Source organism: Bacillus cereus group sp. N8 (genome assembly GCF_016483685.1).
In the GTDB taxonomy this organism is placed as follows: domain Bacteria; phylum Bacillota; class Bacilli; order Bacillales; family Bacillaceae_G; genus Bacillus_A; species Bacillus_A proteolyticus.
Genome location: NZ_JAEHBK010000020.1, coordinates 34,537 through 52,721, shown reverse-complemented (window position 1 = coordinate 52,721; position 18,185 = coordinate 34,537). Strand labels below are relative to the sequence as shown.

Genomic DNA, 18,185 nt, shown 5'->3' with positions numbered 1-18,185 from the left:
TTATAATGAATCATGAACTGCACAACGATTTGGGCCAATCTCCATTTCACGCTCTTCTTCCACACTCGGATAAATCTTACCCATATTCGTTTGACGAATTTCTTCATAAGCATTCGGCTGAGGCGGTAAGTTCTCTGTCACAGTTTTACGAAACTCTACCTCATCAACAATATTTAACCCTACATTCTCCTTAAATAAATCTTGTAAATACGCACTCACAATGCCTCTGTCGTCCATTTCACTTATTTTTGAATAATGAGCCGGTAAAACAATTAAATCTTGAGATAATTCCTTATAACGTTTATATAAAGTATTTCGTAAATCCCCTACCCAGTCTTCCGCCTTCCCAGCAAGATCTGGACGCCCGATTGAATCTACAAATAAAATATCGCCTGATAATAAATACGTCTCATCAATAATAAATGATATACTTCCAATCGTATGCCCTGGTGAGTATAGCGCATCAATATGAATTAGGGTACCCCCCACCGTAATAACAGTACTTTCTACAAGCGGTTCGTAAGAGAAAACGACTTCCTCCGCATCTTTTGGAGGTAACCAATACGTACCGCCTACTTTTCCAGCTAACTTACGCCCACCAGAAATATGATCTGCATGTAGATGTGTATCCATTACGTTAGTAATAGTAACCCCGTGCTCTTTTGCAAAATCTTCGTATGCTTCAATTGTTCTCACCGCATCAATAACTGCCGCTTCACCGTTTGAAATGACCATATAAGATAAACACCCTTTTCCAAGGCGATTAAATTGATATATACTTCCCCCGCCCTGTACATCTCCTACTTTTAATGGCTTCACATATTCACTCCAAGCTTTCATACCGCCAGCTAAATAATAAACATTATTGAAACCAGCATCCAACAATTGCTCTGCAACAAACTGAGAAGAGCCTTCTTTCGCACATACGACTAAAATTTCTTTCTCCCTCGGCAATTCACTTGCAATATGTTCTACACCATCTAATAAATCAAAATACGGTTTATTTATAGAAGAAATTTGTTTCCCTTCAATTTTCCATTCTTCATAATCCGTCTCATTACGAACATCTAAAATAAACAACTCTCCGAATAAAACTTTCTCTGCAACATCTTTTGCTTGTAACATCTTAACGTCCATCCAATTACCCCCATAGGTATATTAATATTTAAAAAATTTTAATTCTCTATATTCCCTTGCCACTCTAGCATACCTGGAATGACATTTTTCATGTTTGAATAGCCTTTTTCTTTCAACATTTGGCAAGCTACATCACTGCGGTTACCTGTTCGGCAAATAACATATATTTGCTTCGTCTGATCTAACGCTGCACTGTCTAATTCGCCTAACGGCACCGAAATGGCTAATGGAATATGACCAAAAGCAAACTCCGCTGCTTCGCGAACATCTAATACGATACACTCTTCCTCACGAGACAATATAGACTGTAATTCCGTATTCGTAATTGTATGAGGATATCTCACAACTTCATTCACTTCATGCTCGTGTGCTTTCCTCACATAATGCATCAATATGTCACCTTCGTGTTTCGTCCCGATATATTGATGCCCTACTTTACTCGCCCAACTTTGTATATCTATCGTAGATCCTTTATCTGTTGCCTCAATTTCAATCACTTGCCCCGATATCAATCCTTCCATTGCCTTCTTCGTCTTCACAATCGGCATCGGACAAGCCAAACCTTTACAATCTAAACTCATATCTACTTTTATACTCATTATCGATTCCTCCACATTTTATATACATATACCAGTATGGGTATATTAAAACGTTTTTGAAAATCTGTCAACACATACGTTTGACAGATTATCGGCTTTTTACAAGCAATTGAACAGCTTCTTTAATTAACTCTTCATTTGAACCATTGCCACTTTCAAACTGCTCACGTAAACATTGCTCTAAATTTGTTCCAACAACGAGTCCAATTGTACGATCAAGTGCAGAACGGGATGCAGTTAACTGTGTAATAACATCTCGGCAATCTTTTCCCTCTTCCATCATGCGAAGCACACCACGAACTTGACCTTCAATACGTTTTAATCTATTTTTCATATCTTGATTATATTCCATTCTATAATCACCTCATTACCATTATGTCACTATTTATATCTTATGACAATATATTATACCCTATAGGGTATCTTGTAAACCCCTATTTTTATTTTTCATCTTACATGTTCGCAAAACGAAAAGTGAAACCTTAATCCATGGGGTTCATCCTCCACCAAATTTTGAAGTGAAAGATGAACAAATATCAATATACAATCCGGTCTGGTAATACTGTTCCGTATAGTTTAAAGCCACCATCTACATTCTTTACCTTATATCCTTTTTCCATTAACATACGTGCTGCAACATATCCCCTCATACCAAGTTGACAAGTAATATATATTTCTTTATCTAATGGTACTTCATCCAAGCGATCACGTAATTCATCTAATGGAATATTAATAGAACCTTTAATCATTCCTTGCTTTAATTCATTAGGCTCTCGAACATCCATAAGATATCCACCATTTTCAACAATACGATCTATTTCATGCCATTGTACCGTGTCCACAAAACCATCTACTATATTGCTTGCCGCATACCCTACCATGTTTACTGGATCTTTTGCGGAAGAATAGGGCGGGGCATATGATAATTCTAAATCCGGTAAATCAATTACAGTTAAATTCGCCTTCATTGCCGTTGCAATAACATCGATACGCTTATCTACCCCGTCACGTCCTAAAGCCTGTGCTCCATAAATTTTTCCACTCTCTTTATTAAAAATTAATTTTATTAGCACTGGCGTAGCATTCGGATAGTATCCAGCATGCGAATTCGCTTGTACATGTACTACCTCATAGGGTATATTTAATCGTTTTAATATTTTCTCATTTACTCCAGTCGAAGCAACTGTTAGATCAAAAACTTTAGCTATAGAAGTTCCCATCGTACCTTTATATAAAGAATCCGTATGACCATGAATAATATCTGCTAACATGCGACCTTGACGATTAGCCGGCCACGCTAAAGGAATCATTGTTTCTGTTTCTGTAACAAAATCTTTTACTTCAATCGCATCACCAATTGCATATATATGTTGGTCCGATGTTTGAAATTTCTCATTTACTTTTATCGTTCCTCTAACTCCTAGTGCTAATCCTGCATCCTTCGCTAAACTACTTTCTGGTTGTACACCAATTGCTAAAATAATCATATCTGTCTGTATGTTTGAACCACTTTTTAAACGTACAACAGTCCCGTCCGCTTCCAATGCATCTACACCATCTTCAAAAACAAGCTCAACATTGTGATTCTTCATATGCTCGTGTACATATGCAGCCATTTCATAATCAATCGGTGGCATCACTTGATTGGCCATCTCTACGAGAGTAACATCAATTCCTCGTTCTCTTAAGTTTTCAACCATTTCCACTCCAATAAATCCGCCACCAATAACCGTCGCATGATGCGGTTTCTTCTCATCAATGTACGCTTTAATACGATCTGTATCAGGTACATTTCGTAACGTAAACAACGCCTTCGTTTCTTCAATACCCGGAATAGGTGGAACAATTGGTTTCGCCCCTGGTGAAAGGATTAAAACATCATATTCCTCGTTATATGTTTCATTTGTAGTTACATTCTTTATAGTAATTGTTTTCTCTTCTTTATTAATTTTTACTACTTCACTCAATACACGTATATCTAAATTAAAGCGCTTTGACATCTTTTCAACTGTCTGCACTAATAGTTTTTGTCTTTCTGTAATTACACCGCCAATATAGTATGGTAATCCACAATTTGCAAATGAAATATATTCACCGCGTTCAACCATAATAATTTCATCCTCTTCACTTAAACGACGAAGCCTTGCAGCTACTGATGCCCCGCCCGCAACTCCACCTACTACAACAATTTTTCTAGACATATTTCAAACCTCCATGTTGTTTATTATTTAATTTACTCATCTATCACACAAAAATCTATACCTGTATGGGTATATGATAGAATATAAAAAATTTAATTTCAATAAATATATCTTTCTTTCACAAATTCGAAACAAATAAAAAAGAACCTAGATATCTCCAAGTTCCTTTCTGTATGATTAAATCAATGCCTAAAGGTAGCATAGTATGAGTTCATACTTATTTTTGACGGCTGAATTTCATTTACGAATGAAGTAACCTATCGTTCCATTGTCATACTTCCTATAATCTCTTTGTAAAACTATAATCCATGTCGCCACCTAACGCTGCAGCTGTATCACCAGTTTCTCTAAAATCATGTTTATAAATTTGTTCAAATAAACCAAAATCTACTTGCTTATAAAATTCGAAACAAGGGAATCCATCATGTTCTCCTTGAATATCGATACTACCATCCTTTTTAACACATACATTTAATAAATAATCCACAGGAGGTGCATATACATTTAATGGGTTACTAGCGCTTGCACTCATTTTGAATTGCACACCGTCAGAATTCCATACAATATGAGTACACACAATATTTTCTGTACTCGCTTTTCCTGTTTTTTTATGCACAGAACCATCTGGATTTGTAACCTTCTCTGTCGTAATACCCGTTTGCGCATATGAAAACACTTCTTCTTTATGAAAATCCACTACTACCTCTTGCTCAACTCTAGAGCGCATAGCGTTTACCGCATACGGTGTAAATTCACGTGAATCACCTTCGAATTGGATTACTTTTCCTGTTTCCATATCCTTCTTAGCTTCAGTCCAAGACATTGGAATAAATACACTGGCTCTAATTTTAACGATATTAGTCATAAGAAACACCTCTATAATTTTATTTTAGATACTGCATAATATTGAATAAAACAGACCACAATGTCGCTCCCATAATCAATAGCTTTCTCTTTTACGTTTGCTACTTCCTTCTGAAAAATAGCGCTATATTTATATCTAGATTGTCGTTTTAAAACTATATTCCATTTCTCCAGCTAATGCCGCTGGGGTATCATCCGTTTCTCTGAAATCATGTGTATATATTAATTCAAATGAACCAAAGTCTATTTGTTTATAAAATTCATAGCAAGGGAAACCGTCATGTAAACCTTCAACATGCACAGTACCACTTTCATTAACTCGTATAGTCAAAAAATAATCAGCTGCCGGTGCTGCCGCATTTAACGGATTACTTGCACTTGCTCTCATTTCAAATGAAACTTCATCCTCACTCCATACAATATTAGTACACACAATGTTTTCTGTACTTGTTTTTCCCTTTTGATACTCAATTGAGCCATCTGGATTTGTAATTTTCACAGTGACGATACAAGCATCTGCATATGCAAAAATTTCTCTTTTATAAAAATCAATATTCACTTCTTGTTCTAATCTTGAACGCTTTGTGTTCACAGCGTATGGTGTAAATTCACGTGCATCTCCGGCATATTCAAAAACTCTTCCCGTTGCAGGATCCTTAATAGGTTTCAGCAAAGCATACGGTGCAAATACACTCCCTCTAATTTTAACGATATTAACCATGTGAAACCTCCATAATTCATTGATTTTATTTAGATAAATCATTATTTGTTCTATTACTATCATATAGTCAATTCGATTGACTATATCCTGTATAGTACAATAGATTCTACTTATAGTCAATTTAATTGACTATAAGTAAGGAGGTTATATACATGACTCATCAAACACTTAACGAACTAGATCTTACATCACTTTTATCACTATCTTTCAGCACATTAATTACTGAACTACATGACAAATTAAGTGAATTGGGATTTGAAGATATTAGGCCAGCGCATGGTTTTATGTTCAAACGCATCCTTCCTAATGGAGCAACCGGTATAGAACTAGCTGAATATTTAGGGGTTTCAAAACAAGCCATAAGTAAAATGGTAGATTCTCTTGAGAACAGTGGTTATGTCACGCGCGAAAAGCACCCTACTGATAAAAGAGGTAAAATCATTGTACTAACCGAACGTGGTTTATCAGTAATGAAAGCGAAAGAAGAAATAGTAGCTGAAATAGAACAGCGATGGATTGAAAATATAGGTGTAGATCGAATGCAAATGCTTAAAGAAGATTTAACAACATTCGTTACTAAAGAAAATACAGGAAAATTATCATCGAGCATACGACCTGTTTGGTAAACAAAAACTCCATATAAAAAACGAATCCACTTTGATTATTCTTTTTCAAAATGGATTCGTTTTTTACAGCTTTATTAAAATCATTGATTCCTTTAAATTTTATTTTAAATATATGGGATATCCATATATTATACATTATATAATTCCGTAACTCTCTGCACGATCAGCTTTGCCGTATTCTCCTCTGGCGGCATCAACAAGTTTGTACCTGGTCCATACACTACAGGACTTAATTCCACTTCATATCCACCATATGCAAACTCTTCCTTTGTCGGTAAATACCCAATATATCCGTTCATATATCCACCAAAGAAAGCTAGTTCATTTTGAAGACTCTCTTTCACTTCTAACACAGTTTCCGAAAAAGGTTCCATCGGTATGCCAGAGAACATCCCATCATTAATTTGAAACAGTTGAACTTCTAAATCAACACTTAACTGCCGAATACCTTGCTTATATTTCTCTAAAACAATCGTAAGCCATTCATCCGTATTCACACCCCACTGTCTCTCAGCTAATTGAGCCATGCTTCGTATCTCATCAATTTCAGGAATATCCTTCAACTTCATTTGCATCGTACTCGAAATTGTTCTTAAATTTACAATCGGGCTATAAGTAACTGTTGGCAACATCGTTAATACATGTCCACTAAGCGTGTAAGCCATTTGTTTTAACGCTTCCTTTGAACCACGATACTTCGCGTTCACGTTTCCAGCTGCACCTTGAACAATAATAACAGGACAGTTTACTATCTTCTCAAGAATCTCTCTCGTCATTCCAGGATAATCCGCTGATAATACATCACTATCACCTTTTAAAACATTCGGATGCGCAGTACAAAATACTACAATCCCAGATAGCTCCTTCATTTCAGCATCTCTTATTGCTAACATACCAATTCGTTTATCTACAACACCCTCTATATTCGTTCCCATCTTCGCTTTTCCATCAGATGTTCTCTCTCTTCGGTTTACTCCCATATCACCTGTCGTAACACCCCAGCCAACTTCACATAGCTTCAAATTTTTATTTGCAGTAACAGCACCGTGCACTACATTATTTACTAAAATCGTTTTATACGACTGTACTAGCGGATCATCACCGACCGTTTCTGGACCGGAATGCGTATGAGTATAAACAACCGTTATTCGCTCAAATGGCAGATGGAGCTCACTGGCAACCCGTTCACGAATCACCGTCGTATCTTCTACTAACATCCCGATATTATCAATACTTATAAACACCGTTTTCATTTCATCTTTTTCAAATACAAAAACAGTCCCGTAAATACGCTCTTCAATATTATTAATTCCTGTATCTCTATGATATCCAATAAAATCAATACCTAAAGGCGGTGTAATATCTACTTTACATACCCCTACTTTGCTCATTTGAATCGCTCCATTTCTCTATGTAACTCCCTTTCTTCAAGAATAGCATATTTAATAAAAAAGAACGGACATAGCAATTTATGTCCGTTCTTTTTCTCACACATACTTCCGATGCACCATCTTCCCATCATAAGAAAACACAACGCCCTTACTCTCCACAATGGACTCCATATGCACCGTTCTTCCCCATAACTGATGAAGGTACGGTAATACCTTTTCTAAGTATTTTAAATCTAGCTCAATTCCTTCATAACTATGTTTAATGTACAATTCTCCGTTCTTTAAGTAATCTCCATCTTCTACTACTAAGTACGGGAAACCTCCATTTGTACGCATATTTACAAGTTGATCACGCACATGTTCCCACTCTTTATCTATTACTTTATATTCTTTTCCTTGGCGCTGGAATAAGTACATATCTTCTCTCATGACGAGTTCTTTATTTAAGTAATTTCTTAGGAACGATACGTCCCATTCAATTTCGCGTACTTCAAAGATTTTGTCACGACCAGAACCAGGCTTCACACCACGCCTTTTCATTTCTTCTGTCGGATTGTTGTAGCGTTCTTCAATATCCTCGAACATTTTAATACCAAGGTAGTATGGGTTAATGCTTGTTTTTGATGGCTGTACGACACCTGCATTAAGCTTTGCGAATTCGATTGCTTCAGAAGATGTTAAGTCCATTTCACGAAGTATACGTTGATGCCAGTAGGAAGCCCAGCCTTCATTCATGATTTTAGTTTCAAGCTGTGGCCAGAAGTATAGCATTTCTTCACGCATCATCGTTAATATGTCGCGCTGCCAATCTTCTAGCTCACGGCTATATTCTTCAATAAAGAGGAGCAAATCTTTCTCTGGCTGTGGTGGAATCTTCTTCTTTTTGCGTATATTGGATCGTTCCCTCGTTTTATTTCGATCATCTAAATTCCATAAATCATCGTATTGTGATGCCTTTTTCTTGTCTACTTCTTCCTCTAAATCATCAATACTCCATGCCAATTTTGGACGCATAAGTGATGGATCAATATGTTCTTGAATAGCAAGTACGGCATCTAAAAATGTCTCTACTTCTGCCTTTCCATACTTATGCTCATATGCTTTCACACGATCCGCTGTTGCCGCCATGCTCTCTACCATATCTCGCTTCGTATTTGAAAAACGAACATTATTTTTGAAGAAATCACAGTGTGCTAAAACGTGCGCCACGATTAGTTTATTTTGAATTAAAGAGTTCGTATCTAATAAAAAGGCGTAACATGGATCAGAGTTAATAACGAGTTCGTAAATTTTACTTAGTCCCAAATCATATTGTAATTTCATTCTGAAAAATTGCTTTCCAAAACTCCAATGTGAAAACCTCGTCGGCATCCCATATGCACCAAATGTATAAATAATTTCCGCTGGACATATTTCGTAACGCATTGGATAAAAATCAAGCCCAAATCCAGTCGCAATTTCCGTAATTTCCGCAATCGCATATTGCAGTGCTTTATCATCACTTGCTCTCATTATTTTCCCTCCTTACACTTTCCCTTAAGAAAGTGTATGATGAGGAACAAGCTTTCATGAGGATTGATTGCATAATAAAAAGACATCCTCGCAAAAACGAGAATGTCTCATCTATTAACCTTCAATAATCTCCATCTTCTCCGTAATCGGTGTACGCGCTTTTCCGTCTGGTGCTTTATCGAAATAACCAATATGAAGAATTCCAACGATACGTTGGCCTCTTGTTAAACCGATTCCTTCTATAAATAATGGATTGTAGTTTAATCCACCTGATTTCCAAACACAGCCTAAACCGCGTTCCCAAGCAAGCAGTTGGAAGTTTTGCATAAATGCGCATGTTGCAGCGTAATCTTCATCACGTTGAATTTGACGCGGATCTTCATTCATATATACAACGATTTGCGCAGGTGTGCTTAAGAAACGATCTGATAAAATTTTGCCACGTTTCGCTCTTTCTTCTTCTGAGAAAGAGTTTAATACTGCGTCTACTAATTGCTTACGCCCTTCTCCCATGTATAGTTTACAATTCCATGGTTCACGGTTTTTATGATTCGGTGCCCATGTTGCGTCGTTTAATAGTTCAATTAATAGCTCTTTTTCTACTGCTTTATCTGTAAATGTACGAACAGAGCGTCTTTCTTTAATCACATTTGCGATGGAAGTATATGTAGTCATATTTTTCTCTCCCTTATTTTTCATCTATATGTATAAGTTCTTTATTGATATTGATTTTCAATTTCGATTATAACCTAGTTTTTCACTATTAATCAATGTTTTATGTTGGAAAACATCTAAAAACTTCTTTTCTACTATGAATAAAAAAACTTAGCTTGTTCACAAGTTTTTCACATTTTATGGAAATGATATGTGTAAAGTTTTCCACATTATCCATCTAGGAGGAGTTTACATGTACAAAAAAATCGCAGTAAGTATGACTATGGCAGCATTATTATGCGGGGCAACAGTCTTCCCCGCTTTCGCTGCCACGCCAAAAGAAGTAACAATGCACCATCATAAGCCTATTTCAGAAGAAGAAATGCAGTCGCTCGAAAAACTCGGCTATAACAAACATGAAATTTGGAAAGCTGCTCATATTGCAAGAATAAGCAAAAAAGAAATTAAGGACGTTTTAGCTTACTATAAGCAAAATAAATCTTGGGAGAAAACAGCCGAGCATTTCGGTGTAGATCCAAGTAAGTTAAAAAAACATCATATGAATAAAGAAACGAAAAAAGCATTGCTACAAGAGCTAGCAAACATGCACAAATCTACACCTGATCAGCTAAAACAAAAAATGAAAGAGTATAACATCGGCTTGCGTCATCTCGCGGTGTTAACAATTATCGCTCAAAAAAGTAATACCCCTCTCGATGATGTACTAAAAATGAAAAAAGATGGCATGGATATTAAACAAATTGCAGAAAAATTAAATGTAAAAAAAGAAGATATACGAGCAGAAATGATTAAATTAGTGAAATCTATTAAAGAAAAGAAAACAAATTAACATGCCAAAAAGGAAGAGATATTCAATACTCTTCCTTTTCTTTATCCCGCTATTTGTAGGCAGTAAAACTCCCACCTCAAAATTCGGATGGAGCAAAGAAGTTAGGTGGGAGCCCTGCTGCCCGTAAACGCCCGATTGGTGAGGGCTAATAATCAGTGGGGATGAACACCCCCCCACTGATTAAAGTTTCACTTTATGAACTTTCAATTTTCAAGTATAAATTCCCGTCTTTCCCAAAAACTAACACAAGTAAATGATGTATGTAAGGGGGGAGAAAATGTTCCGTTTATCATCTAAAAAGAAGAAAAAAGCACTCTGTTCTATTCCAGAGTTTATCCACACTATGAAAGAATCCAGTGATTTCGTGTCTTATAACGTAGTAGACGATGGAACATTGTGTTTGTTTTATTATAAATCTACAGCCGAATCACTCCTCATTAATCGATTCATTTTAACACCTATAAAAAAAGAATTAGATCACATTGAAAATATAAGTGATATAGCAAATATCGTCACACTTGAGGAAATTATCACTAGCCCTTCTATTGATGATATCCGCGAAAAACTATTAAGCGGGTATGTACTACTACAACTAAAAATTGATGCTCATTCAGCAGAATATGCACTTATTCGTGCTGAAAGTTCGGTTTTAGGTACACGGTTATATAACGATACAGAGAATGAATATAGTGTTATCGGTCCAAAAGTCGGGTTCGTTGAGAATATCGATACAAATATACACTTACTTCGCCGAAATATTGTAACGGAGCAATTAGTTTTCAAAGAAGTTGTCGTTGGCTCTATATCAAAAACAAAAGTCGTAGTTGCTTACATCGAAGGCATTACAAATGAACAGCACATCAATACTGCAATGCAGCGCCTACAAGACATTGACTATGATGTTCCTTTTGATGCAACTATGATTGAGCAGTTTATTAGCGATAACAGCAACTCACCCTTCCCTGTTTTACTACCTACAGAGCGTTTAGATCGCTCCGTTTATGCGTTACTTAATGGAGGGGTTGTCATTTTAACAGACGGTTCACCATATGCATTAGCCGGACCGGCGACGTTGCTTGATTTCTTCGTCTCTCCAGAAGATTATTATTTACCATGGATAGCAGGCTCATTTCTTAGAATGGTTCGTTTTTTCGGAGCAGCATTCTCTCTATTCTCTTCAGCTATTTATACAGCTGTATTAACGTATCACTATCAAATGATTCCAGCTGATCTACTTGGTCCTATTATTTATTCTAGAGCTAACGTACCGTTCCCACCTATGTTAGAAGCACTTTTTTTAGAAATTACAATTGAATTACTGCGCGAAGCTGGAGCACGCTTACCGACCAAAGTCGGCCAAACGATTGGTATTGTTGGCGGGATTGTAATTGGACAAGCCTCTGTTGAGGCTGCTTTAACGAGCACTATTTTATTAATTGCGGTTGCGTTGTCTGCGCTTGCTTCTTTTACAACACCAACAGTAAAAATGTCTTCTACCATCCGGATATTACGATTCCCTCTCATCATTTTGGCTGGAGCATTTGGCGGCCTAGGTCTCATTGTCGGATTCGTATTCATATTAGCTCATTTAATTCGCTTAAAATCACTTGGATCACCTTATTTATTACCTTTATACCCATTTCGCGGTTTAGGAACGGCAGAAGGTCTATTTCGCCTTCCATTTAGCCAGACCGCAGGACGTGCCTCTTTTCTAAGGCCTAAAAAGAAATGGCGCTATGACCCGAACCAAGCGAAAGAAAAACGTGATGGTGAGGATGAGGAAAAATGAAAAATATTTTATTATGCTTTGCTATTATCGTTTTAATTTTCCAATCCGGATGTACACAACCGAATATAGTAGACACACAGCGAATTATTCATGTAGGTGGATTCGATATAACGAAAGATAAAAAATTTCGCGGGACGATTTTATATCCCGATTACTCAAAAGGGGTTCAATCAAAACCAGAAACTCAGTCAACTACTGCCGGCACTATCGAAACAATTGCTTCACTTCAAAATGCCAAATCACCACACACTATCGCCGTGGGACAAATGCGTGTTGCCCTATTCGGAAAATCATTTGGTGAACTAGGTATTGGTGACATTATTAACAACCTACAACGTGATCCCAATATTGGTCGAGATGTACAACTAGCACTTGTAGATGGTTCAACCGAACATCTGCTCAAACATATTAAAGCAAATGGATCACTATATTTATCTGATTTATTGGAGCAAAATATAGAAAATGAAACAATTCCACGAACTGCTTTAAATATTTTTTTATATAACTATTATTCATCAGGATGCGATCCATTTCTTCCTTATATTAAAGTGGATGAAGACAAGTCTGCCTCCATTAAAGGACTCGCTTTTTTAAAAAAGGATAAAGTGGTTATGTATACAGATAAAAAAGGATCTTTTTTATTCAAATTACTCATTAATCCAACTAAAAATGGGCGTTACGAAGTTCCAATACGTCAAGGTAACCATAAAGGGCTAATTGCAACCCAAAACTTATCTGGAAATAGTGTTTGTTCCCTTTCCGGCGCCGGTGACATTCCAAAAGTCCACATTCGACTGAATTTAAATGGACTTATAAAAAATGCCCCTGACTGGCTTGATTTATCAAAGAGCGAAAATGTAACTTACGTAAAAAAACATGTAGAAAAAACAATTGAAAAACATTTAAACGAATTAATAAAACAATTCCAAGAAAAAGAAGTGGATCCAATAGGTATACGAGAAGAAATTCGTAGTCATTCACGAAAATGGACGATAAAACAAATTCAAGACATGTACCCTAATGTAGACGTTGCTGTTCATGTCCAAATCAATGTCGTGCAATCTGGTATCGGAGAATAGTGAGGTGTTACAATGGCTGAACAAAATAAAACAATGACTGTTTCCCCTTATTTCACATTTCTTTTATTACACTCTCTTCAAATTGGAGTAGGTGTATTAGGATATCAACGCATTATTGCGCAATATGCCGGTTATGATTCTTGGATTTCTCTTATTGTTGCGGGCATTGTAACTCATATCGTGCTATTTTGTATGTTAAAAATGTTAGATAAAGATAATGATTTAATGGCCATTCATACAACATGTTTCGGAAAATGGCTTGGAACTTTTTTGTCTATGTGCTTTGCTGCATATCTTCTCTTATTTTGTCTTACTGTGCTTCGTACATATATTGAAGTCATTCAAGTATGGGTCTTTCCTACAATTAAGCCATGGAAATTAACGTTCTTATTTTTACTCGTGACGTATTACGTAATAAAAGGTGGATTCCGCTCTGTAACAGGCATTTGTTTTTGGGGCGTCGTAATACCGATTTTCGTACTACTTTTCTTAGTGTTCCCTATGAAATATGCACATGTCCGTAACATTTTACCGATTCTTACCCATTCACCTGTAGACATTCTATATTCAGCAAAATCATCTGCATTAGAATTTCTTGGATTTGAAGCAATTCTTATCTTTTATCCACTCATTAAAAAAGGAAAGTCGCTACATAAATGGGCACACGGTGGTATTGCTTTTACAACTATTTTATACGTAATACTAGCAATCGTGTCCCTTATGTACTATAGCCAAGGACAACTCCATCATACAATTTGGCCAACATTAACGATGCTAAAAATCATTAAAGTTCCTTTTATCCAAAGATTTGAGTACATTATTATTTTTCTCTGGTTTCTTATTATTTTACCTAATCTTTGTTTAACCATTTGGTCTTCTTGTCGCATTAGTAAAACTTCCTTTCACATACCGTTTAAAATTACATTGCCACTTTTTATCGCAGCTATATTTATTTCATCCTTATTTTTCACAAACCGTGAAAGCATCAATACATTAAATACAGTACTCTCTCAAGTTGGATTATATATTGTATACGCTTATATCCCAATCTTATTTCTATTCCATTCACTACGATGGCGCTTCAAAAATAAGTCGAAAGAATCTTCACCCAACGCACCATGATATTTGATACAATTTGATTAATACATGTGTAAAGGGGACAAGCGTATGAAGAAATATGTATTTTCTTTACTTGCAGTACTGAGTTTAATTCTTGCTGGATGCGGATCTACTAGTACAAATGAAAAAAAATCATCTGAATCAAAAGAAGAACATGATCATGCCACGCACACGCAGCAAGCTGACATTCAAGAAAAAACAAAAGGAGTCGACACACTCCCTACCTTCCTAGACAAGCTTGATCCGCAAATGAAAGTTATCTACACTGTCGCTGGACAAAATGCAGAGCTATTAGATTGGATTCCATGTTACTGCGGTTGCGGTGAGAGCGTAGGACATAAAAATAATAAAAACTGCTTTATTCGTGAAATTAAGAAGAATGGCGAAGTTGTTTGGGATTCTCACGCAACGACTTGTGTCAACTGCCTAGAAATCGCGGTTGAATCGGCTTCCATGAAACAAAAAGGAAAATCAACGCTCGAAATTCGTAACTATATCGACAATAAATACAAAGAAGGCTATGGCAAGCCAACACCTACGCCAATGCCAAAAGCATAAAAACGAGGAAATCCCTCGTTTTTCTCTTTTCATTCACTTTTTTTCTTAACAAATTCTTTCAAGTGTATTTCTCCTCGCTTATCACACACTATATATAACTCCTCAGTAAGGAGGGTACACAGTGCAAACATATAACGACTATGATAAAGCTCTCTATTACACGTATTGCTGTAATTGGGATAAATTACTCGTTCTCATGGTTCAAACGAGCGATCAATTATTTTCTAAGCGTATTGAGCATTTCTTACACGCTTATCAATACAGTAAAGAACTACCAGAAGTTGATAAACAATTGCAGCTCCTATTTCAATATATTGACCATGCATCCCAAAAGTCACATGTAGAAGAAGTAGAGCAAATTCAAATGTAAAATATAGCGCTATTCTCTTCAAGAGAGTAGCGCTTTTTAAAATGTTTATATCAATAAAAGTTTTCTCTTATAAAACTTTTATTGATAAACATATTTTTTCTTTCTTTTCCCTACCACTTCATACTATAATTTAGTATGTAACTATTATAAGAGAGGTATAAAATATGGGACGAGAAAAAAAGCAAGAGTATGCTTTATTTGCTGCATGGGGAGCTTCTTTTATTGCTACACTTGGTAGCCTATACTTTTCCGAAATCATGAAATTTGAGCCTTGTGTACTTTGTTGGTATCAACGTATCTTTATGTATCCATTCGTTTTATGGCTCGGCATTGCTGTAGTAAAAAAAGATTATCGCATTGCAAGTTATTCCTTACCAATTGCAAGTATTGGTGCTTGTATTTCTTTATATCACTATGCAATTCAAAAAGTCGCAGCATTTTCAGCTGCTGGAGCAGCTTGCGGACGCGTACCTTGTACGGGAGAATACATAAACTGGTTTGGCTTTGTGACAATCCCGTTTTTAGCACTTATCGGCTTTATCACAATCGCTGTTTGTAGCTTCATCGTAATCAAAAACAAATAAGGAGATGAAAGAATGAAAAAAATGCTTATATTTGGTGGTATTATTATCGCCTTGTTCGCAGCAATTTTCGCTGTAACACAAATGGAAGAAAAAAACGCTACTAGCCAGAAAATTGATAATGCTACTGATAGTAAGGCAAATGGCCCTGACTACTATACAAATAAAATCTCTCTTTCAGATCTCCAAAAGAATTTAAAAGAGAAAAAAGAAGAAACAGTATACTTTTATCAAACATCTTGCGTTCATTGTCAAAAGCTATCTCCTATCGTAGTACCAATGGCTAAAGACTTGAACGTTGATATGAAAGTTATGAACATTGAGAAACTAGATGCTCCTTGGGATGAATATAAAATTAAAGGAACTCCAACAATCATTCACTTTAAAGATGGCAAAGAAGTAAGCCGTATTAGCGGGGAACAACCGAAAGACAAATTAAAAGAATGGCTTGAGCAAACGAAAAAATAACGAGAAAAGGAAACTCCTTCTATACATGAAATGGACGTAAAATCCCACACTAATGTATAAGGAGGGGGTTTTATGCCAGAAGTAAAATGCTCTGTTTCCAATTGCTCATTTTGGGGACAAGGTAACTTTTGTCAAGCAAGTGCAATCGTTGTTCAACCGGATGCACAAGAGGCTGGTCAGAATACAAATGATTCGTATACAAGCGCAGCTTTAACAAACGAGACGCTTGAAAGTTCTGTAACAACAAGTGTAGAAACTTGTTGTCATACATTTAAACCGAAATATTAAACGTAAAAGCATACGATTAGTCGTATGCTTTTTTACATTCCCCTCCAAAAATCATGCATCATAAAAAAGTACAAAATAACGAGAAGGACCGTCCCGCATAAAGTAATGCGTCGATATACACTCTTCTCCCCTTCCCTTGCTTTAACAAATGCCCAAATAAATCCAACGAACAATATTAAATCAATATATGGAACATAAAAGGAGAAGACGAGTAACGCATATAAATACACGATAAATAAACAAGTCGTGATTAAGAAAATTTTAAATGCAAATTCACTTTTCATAATGTGACCGCCCCCCAATCTGTACTGTATTATATTCAGCAAAACATAATAGTTGCTGTTTCAATTTTTTTATCCCGCTATTTACATGGATCCCAATTAGTATAAGTTTATAATCAGCAAAGAATAGCAATTCCCCCATTAAGTTTCACTTCATCACAAATAAGCTACCGCCTATACACGGTAGCTATTACGGAACATCATATTTTCTTTTATATATATTACTTAAGATCGAATAAGGTAATTGCTCATAACGAATTTTTTCTCCCGTTTCATCAACAATATACAAATTACTTCCTATGTAATATATTCCATCTTTTCGTTTGGAGTACACTACATATTTTTCATTTGGCAATACCGTTTTTACTTTCGTCAATTGCCCATTTGGTTCTTGCCAATATATATTTACACGGTCTACTAGCGTAAGTGTTCCAATTTGTTCTTCTTCTACTTTACGACCATTCCAACTCACAACACGATAACCAAGCTTATACGCCTCATATTCAGGACTCGTATAAAAACGAGAAATAATTACTTTCGTCTGTAATTGTACCCGTTCATATAACCATTGTATGTCCCGGTCATGCATGCGAATACAACCATTCGACTCCCTGCTCCCAATCGTCCATTCCCGATTTGTTCCATGAATCGCATATTCCTTTTTATCTAGACCGAGCCACCTCGTACCGAGAGGATTATTCGGCGCACCCCCTGGTATTTTTTTTCGATGGTATTCTTTATTTTTATACTTAGTTATAATACAAAAATTACCTTCAGGCGTCGGGGTGCTATCTCTTCCTGTCGTTATCGGAAATGTTCTCGTATAGTTTCCCTCTTCAAAAAAAGACAGCTGATTCGTTTTAAGGTTAACTAATATTAAATGATCTGTATTAGCAAAAACGCTAGCTGGTAGGCAGAAAAATAGGATTATGATTAACCATACTTTCTTCATCTAAATCCTCCCTAGCACTAACATCATAATAAAGTGAAACTTTACTCAGTTGGGGGTTCTGTTCATCCCCCAACTGAGTATCAGCCCGCACCAATCGGGCGTTTACGGGCAGCAGGTCTCCCATCTAACTTCTTTGCTCCAGCCA

General features: G+C 36.2%; 21 protein-coding genes. 10 read left to right on the top strand and 11 right to left on the bottom strand.

What is annotated here, in order from left to right; genetic code table 11:
* The 6 genes from JDS80_RS22640 to JDS80_RS22615 all read right to left on the bottom strand — a co-directional run bounded on the left by JDS80_RS22640 (window position 1) and on the right by JDS80_RS22615 (window position 5,522).
* Window positions 1-1,137, bottom strand: a complete 1,137-nt coding sequence (locus JDS80_RS22640) for an MBL fold metallo-hydrolase (protein ID WP_199640022.1) — start codon at window positions 1,135-1,137, stop codon at window positions 1-3.
* A 38-nt stretch (window positions 1,138-1,175) separates the two neighbouring features.
* Window positions 1,176-1,751 carry a sulfurtransferase TusA family protein gene (locus tag JDS80_RS22635; protein ID WP_199640021.1) on the bottom strand — a complete coding sequence of 192 codons (576 nt, stop codon included), beginning with the start codon at window positions 1,749-1,751 and terminating at the stop codon, window positions 1,176-1,178.
* Between the two features lie 73 nt (window positions 1,752-1,824).
* A complete protein-coding gene (locus JDS80_RS22630) occupies window positions 1,825-2,088 on the bottom strand; it encodes a metal-sensitive transcriptional regulator (protein ID WP_002063885.1) in 264 nt (87 codons plus the stop codon).
* A gap of 184 nt (window positions 2,089-2,272) precedes the next feature.
* Entirely contained in the window at window positions 2,273-3,937 is a 1,665-nt protein-coding gene (cdr, locus tag JDS80_RS22625; protein WP_199640020.1) for a CoA-disulfide reductase, read from the bottom strand.
* A gap of 280 nt (window positions 3,938-4,217) precedes the next feature.
* Window positions 4,218-4,802 (bottom strand): DUF3238 domain-containing protein, encoded by a 585-nt coding sequence (locus JDS80_RS22620; RefSeq protein WP_098889255.1) that lies wholly within the window; start codon window positions 4,800-4,802, stop codon window positions 4,218-4,220.
* Between the two features lie 135 nt (window positions 4,803-4,937).
* Entirely contained in the window at window positions 4,938-5,522 is a 585-nt protein-coding gene (locus JDS80_RS22615) for a DUF3238 domain-containing protein (protein ID WP_098889254.1), read from the bottom strand.
* 152 nt (window positions 5,523-5,674) lie between these two features.
* Here JDS80_RS22615 and JDS80_RS22610 point away from each other — a divergent pair, with 152 nt between their 5' ends.
* On the top strand, window positions 5,675-6,148 hold the full coding sequence (locus tag JDS80_RS22610) for a MarR family winged helix-turn-helix transcriptional regulator (RefSeq protein ID WP_098889253.1): 474 nt from the start codon (window positions 5,675-5,677) through the stop codon (window positions 6,146-6,148).
* A 128-nt stretch (window positions 6,149-6,276) separates the two neighbouring features.
* On the opposite strand, the gene JDS80_RS22605 is transcribed toward JDS80_RS22610, so the two are convergent.
* The 3 genes from JDS80_RS22605 to JDS80_RS22595 form a co-directional block, all read right to left on the bottom strand.
* A complete protein-coding gene (locus JDS80_RS22605) occupies window positions 6,277-7,539 on the bottom strand; it encodes a neutral/alkaline non-lysosomal ceramidase N-terminal domain-containing protein (RefSeq protein WP_199640019.1) in 1,263 nt (420 codons plus the stop codon).
* Window positions 7,540-7,635: 96 nt separating this feature from the next.
* Complete coding sequence (gene spoVR, locus JDS80_RS22600) at window positions 7,636-9,051, bottom strand: stage V sporulation protein SpoVR (protein WP_199640018.1); 1,416 nt, start codon at window positions 9,049-9,051, stop codon at window positions 7,636-7,638.
* Window positions 9,052-9,165: 114 nt separating this feature from the next.
* Window positions 9,166-9,726, bottom strand: coding sequence for a nitroreductase family protein (locus JDS80_RS22595; RefSeq protein WP_199640017.1), 561 nt, complete (start codon window positions 9,724-9,726; stop codon window positions 9,166-9,168).
* Window positions 9,727-9,958: 232 nt separating this feature from the next.
* Here JDS80_RS22595 and JDS80_RS22590 point away from each other — a divergent pair, with 232 nt between their 5' ends.
* The 9 genes from JDS80_RS22590 (at window position 9,959) to JDS80_RS22550 (ending at window position 16,807) form a co-directional block, all read left to right on the top strand.
* Window positions 9,959-10,555 carry a hypothetical protein gene (locus JDS80_RS22590; RefSeq protein WP_071771185.1) on the top strand — a complete coding sequence of 199 codons (597 nt, stop codon included), beginning with the start codon at window positions 9,959-9,961 and terminating at the stop codon, window positions 10,553-10,555.
* Between the two features lie 277 nt (window positions 10,556-10,832).
* Window positions 10,833-12,344 carry a spore germination protein gene (locus tag JDS80_RS22585; protein ID WP_098889249.1) on the top strand — a complete coding sequence of 504 codons (1,512 nt, stop codon included), beginning with the start codon at window positions 10,833-10,835 and terminating at the stop codon, window positions 12,342-12,344.
* Window positions 12,341-13,423, top strand: coding sequence for a spore germination protein GerYC (gene gerYC, locus JDS80_RS22580; protein WP_199640016.1), 1,083 nt, complete (start codon window positions 12,341-12,343; stop codon window positions 13,421-13,423). Before JDS80_RS22585 ends, gerYC begins: the two co-directional genes overlap by 4 nt.
* A gap of 12 nt (window positions 13,424-13,435) precedes the next feature.
* Entirely contained in the window at window positions 13,436-14,545 is a 1,110-nt protein-coding gene (locus tag JDS80_RS22575) for a GerAB/ArcD/ProY family transporter (protein WP_199640015.1), read from the top strand.
* Between the two features lie 45 nt (window positions 14,546-14,590).
* Window positions 14,591-15,100: a PCYCGC domain-containing protein gene (locus JDS80_RS22570; protein WP_199640014.1), complete on the top strand. Its 510-nt coding sequence runs from the start codon at window positions 14,591-14,593 to the stop codon at window positions 15,098-15,100.
* Between the two features lie 121 nt (window positions 15,101-15,221).
* A complete protein-coding gene (locus JDS80_RS22565; protein WP_199640013.1) occupies window positions 15,222-15,470 on the top strand; it encodes a YhdB family protein in 249 nt (82 codons plus the stop codon).
* 164 nt (window positions 15,471-15,634) lie between these two features.
* Window positions 15,635-16,054, top strand: a complete 420-nt coding sequence (locus JDS80_RS22560; RefSeq protein WP_071747787.1) for a disulfide formation protein C — start codon at window positions 15,635-15,637, stop codon at window positions 16,052-16,054.
* A gap of 12 nt (window positions 16,055-16,066) precedes the next feature.
* Entirely contained in the window at window positions 16,067-16,519 is a 453-nt protein-coding gene (locus JDS80_RS22555) for a thioredoxin family protein (protein ID WP_199640012.1), read from the top strand.
* Between the two features lie 72 nt (window positions 16,520-16,591).
* Window positions 16,592-16,807, top strand: coding sequence for a DUF1540 domain-containing protein (locus tag JDS80_RS22550; protein WP_071747785.1), 216 nt, complete (start codon window positions 16,592-16,594; stop codon window positions 16,805-16,807).
* A 32-nt stretch (window positions 16,808-16,839) separates the two neighbouring features.
* Here JDS80_RS22550 and JDS80_RS22545 read toward each other — a convergent pair whose 3' ends face one another.
* Both JDS80_RS22545 and JDS80_RS22540 read right to left on the bottom strand, forming a co-directional pair.
* Window positions 16,840-17,091 carry a hypothetical protein gene (locus JDS80_RS22545; RefSeq protein ID WP_000834189.1) on the bottom strand — a complete coding sequence of 84 codons (252 nt, stop codon included), beginning with the start codon at window positions 17,089-17,091 and terminating at the stop codon, window positions 16,840-16,842.
* A 187-nt stretch (window positions 17,092-17,278) separates the two neighbouring features.
* Complete coding sequence (locus JDS80_RS22540) at window positions 17,279-18,040, bottom strand: L,D-transpeptidase (RefSeq protein WP_071771192.1); 762 nt, start codon at window positions 18,038-18,040, stop codon at window positions 17,279-17,281.
* Between the last annotated feature and the right edge of the window lie 145 nt (window positions 18,041-18,185).

Excerpts from the sequence above, each read along its gene's own strand:
- spoVR (WP_199640018.1), bottom strand. The coding sequence starts at position 9,051 with ATGAGAGCAAGTGATGATAAAGCACTGCAATATGCGATTGCGGAAATT.
- JDS80_RS22570 (WP_199640014.1), top strand. The coding sequence starts at position 14,591 with ATGAAGAAATATGTATTTTCTTTACTTGCAGTACTGAGTTTAATTCTT.
- JDS80_RS22595 (WP_199640017.1), bottom strand. The coding sequence starts at position 9,726 with ATGACTACATATACTTCCATCGCAAATGTGATTAAAGAAAGACGCTCT.
- JDS80_RS22615 (WP_098889254.1), bottom strand. The coding sequence starts at position 5,522 with ATGGTTAATATCGTTAAAATTAGAGGGAGTGTATTTGCACCGTATGCT.
- JDS80_RS22630 (WP_002063885.1), bottom strand. The coding sequence starts at position 2,088 with ATGGAATATAATCAAGATATGAAAAATAGATTAAAACGTATTGAAGGT.
- JDS80_RS22610 (WP_098889253.1), top strand. The coding sequence starts at position 5,675 with ATGACTCATCAAACACTTAACGAACTAGATCTTACATCACTTTTATCA.
- JDS80_RS22575 (WP_199640015.1), top strand. The coding sequence starts at position 13,436 with ATGGCTGAACAAAATAAAACAATGACTGTTTCCCCTTATTTCACATTT.
- JDS80_RS22550 (WP_071747785.1), top strand. The coding sequence starts at position 16,592 with ATGCCAGAAGTAAAATGCTCTGTTTCCAATTGCTCATTTTGGGGACAA.
- JDS80_RS22540 (WP_071771192.1), bottom strand. The coding sequence starts at position 18,040 with ATGAAGAAAGTATGGTTAATCATAATCCTATTTTTCTGCCTACCAGCT.
- gerYC (WP_199640016.1), top strand. The coding sequence starts at position 12,341 with ATGAAAAATATTTTATTATGCTTTGCTATTATCGTTTTAATTTTCCAA.
- JDS80_RS22555 (WP_199640012.1), top strand. The coding sequence starts at position 16,067 with ATGAAAAAAATGCTTATATTTGGTGGTATTATTATCGCCTTGTTCGCA.
- JDS80_RS22585 (WP_098889249.1), top strand. The coding sequence starts at position 10,833 with ATGTTCCGTTTATCATCTAAAAAGAAGAAAAAAGCACTCTGTTCTATT.
- cdr (WP_199640020.1), bottom strand. The coding sequence starts at position 3,937 with ATGTCTAGAAAAATTGTTGTAGTAGGTGGAGTTGCGGGCGGGGCATCA.
- JDS80_RS22560 (WP_071747787.1), top strand. The coding sequence starts at position 15,635 with ATGGGACGAGAAAAAAAGCAAGAGTATGCTTTATTTGCTGCATGGGGA.
- JDS80_RS22640 (WP_199640022.1), bottom strand. The coding sequence starts at position 1,137 with ATGGACGTTAAGATGTTACAAGCAAAAGATGTTGCAGAGAAAGTTTTA.
- JDS80_RS22605 (WP_199640019.1), bottom strand. The coding sequence starts at position 7,539 with ATGAGCAAAGTAGGGGTATGTAAAGTAGATATTACACCGCCTTTAGGT.
- JDS80_RS22545 (WP_000834189.1), bottom strand. The coding sequence starts at position 17,091 with ATGAAAAGTGAATTTGCATTTAAAATTTTCTTAATCACGACTTGTTTA.
- JDS80_RS22620 (WP_098889255.1), bottom strand. The coding sequence starts at position 4,802 with ATGACTAATATCGTTAAAATTAGAGCCAGTGTATTTATTCCAATGTCT.
- JDS80_RS22590 (WP_071771185.1), top strand. The coding sequence starts at position 9,959 with ATGTACAAAAAAATCGCAGTAAGTATGACTATGGCAGCATTATTATGC.